Raw genomic sequence first — 1,699 nt, forward strand, 5'->3', positions numbered from 1 at the left:
CCCCCCGCCGCGGCCCCGGCGGCGCCGGGAGCTGGCGCGCTGCCGGGTCTGCGGGCGGGCCCTGACGGACGCGGGGGAGATCAAGCTGCTGCGCTGCGAGGAGTGCCCCTCCGATCTTGACGAGCGCCTCTACGAGCGGCTGCACGCGTGGCGTGCGGAGCAGGCCGCGCTGATCGGTCAGCCGCCGTACTGCGTCTTCACCGACAAGACACTGATGGCCATCGCCGAGACCATCCCGGCCGACGAAGCCGATCTGAGCCGGATTCCGGGGGTGGGTGGCCGAAAATTTCGACGGTTCGGACCGGACGTACTGGCTCTCTGCGCAGGTGAGGAGCTCGCCGTTGAAGTGGACGGAGTCGTTCCGGGGTTGGCGCCCGATCCGGCGTCGAACCCGCCGGAAAAATAGTTTGCGCCCGGCGCCGAAACCCTCATAGCCTTCCGGTCATGGAAAGGACGGGGCTTCTGGCTCCGGCACTTCCATGCTGTACTGACTCCTGAAAACTTTCGGAACGGGCCTCGGCCCGTTCCCTGATCCGCCGAGAGGAGGCGAACCCCAGTGATCGCAATCATCAAGACCACCACCGCAGTCGACCGCTCGGTCGTCGCCTCCTGCCTGCCCGGTTCCCTCCTGGCCGGCTTCGGTCTGACGAACAGCGGCTTCGGCAGCGGCCTGTTCGGAGCCGTTCTCAGCAATGAGCGACCGATCGGGGCATCCGCGGTAGCAGCGGCAGCGGCACGGGCGAAGGCCTATGTCGCGCGCATCGCGACGGCGGATGCCGGCGAAGGACGCCAGAAGAAGCAGCACCTCACGATGTGGGCCTTCCGTGGGCCTGAACCCTGGAGAGATCCCACCTGATCGGCTCGATCAGGTCGGCACCTTCCAGGGCCGCGGAACCCTCACCGGGATCCGCGGCCCTTCTGTTTTGCCCAGCCGGGCCGGCCACCAGCCGGACAGACGACAACAGACGAGGAACCACCAGCCGTGCAGACGCAGACGCACACCCCGTCGCGCACCACCGACCTGAACCCGCCAGATCCCACGGAGGACCCGTTGACCCCCCTGACCACGCTCACCGAGCTGGACGACGCCATCGACCGGCTCGGCGGGGCTGTGCCGTGCCGCAGCTACGACCCGGAGGTCTTCTTCGCCGAGTCGCCGGCCGACGTCGAGTACGCCAAGTCGCTCTGCCGGACCTGCCCGCTGCGGGACGCCTGCCTCGACGGCGCCAAGGACCGCCGCGAGCCCTGGGGCGTCTGGGGCGGAGAGCTGTTCGTGCAAGGCGTTGTCGTTCCCCGGAAGCGGCCCCGCGGCCGCCCGCGCAAGAACCCGGTCACGGCATGAACACCCCCGGCACCATCGACCGGCCCACCGGTCACGGCCCGACGAAGCAGGACCCGATGAACTACTTCACCCTCGACACCACCGCTCGTTCCCGGCCCGAAGAGGCCGGTTCACTCCAGGACAGGAACCGCAAGATGCAACTCATGCCAGAAACACTGAGCAGAGCCCGAATGCAGGACCGCCTGCGTGAGGCCGAGTCCGAACGCACCGTCCGCCGGATGCTCGACGCCCGCCGGATGCAGCTGAAGGCCGAGCGCGCCTCACTCAAGGCCCGACGGGCCCTCGCCATGGCCGTCATGCAGTGACCGGCCGACCTCGCGGGGCCGGGCAAGCCTGAAGGGCAGCCCCGGCCCGGCA

The 1,699-nt window shown here is 69.2% G+C and carries 4 protein-coding genes; all 4 read left to right on the plus strand.

Annotated elements, in window-relative coordinates; all coding sequences use genetic code 11:
* Window positions 1–406: HRDC domain-containing protein (locus ACYVE9_RS25635; protein WP_461030276.1), on the plus strand; the 406-nt coding region annotated here is incomplete at its 5' end.
* A 150-nt stretch (window positions 407–556) separates the two neighbouring features.
* A complete protein-coding gene (locus ACYVE9_RS25640; protein ID WP_461030277.1) occupies window positions 557–856 on the plus strand; it encodes a hypothetical protein in 300 nt (99 codons plus the stop codon).
* A 126-nt stretch (window positions 857–982) separates the two neighbouring features.
* Window positions 983–1,342 (plus strand): WhiB family transcriptional regulator, encoded by a 360-nt coding sequence (locus tag ACYVE9_RS25645; RefSeq protein ID WP_461030278.1) that lies wholly within the window; start codon window positions 983–985, stop codon window positions 1,340–1,342.
* Window positions 1,339–1,647, plus strand: a complete 309-nt coding sequence (locus ACYVE9_RS25650) for a hypothetical protein (protein ID WP_461030279.1) — start codon at window positions 1,339–1,341, stop codon at window positions 1,645–1,647. The genes ACYVE9_RS25645 and ACYVE9_RS25650 overlap by 4 nt, the downstream gene beginning before the upstream one ends.
* Window positions 1,648–1,699: the final 52 nt, after the last annotated feature.

Source organism: Streptomyces sparsus, assembly GCF_054776295.1.

Bases quoted from the DNA above. Each gene is read 5' to 3' on its own strand.
- ACYVE9_RS25650 (WP_461030279.1), top strand. From the start codon at position 1,339: ATGAACACCCCCGGCACCATCGACCGGCCCACCGGTCACGGCCCGACG.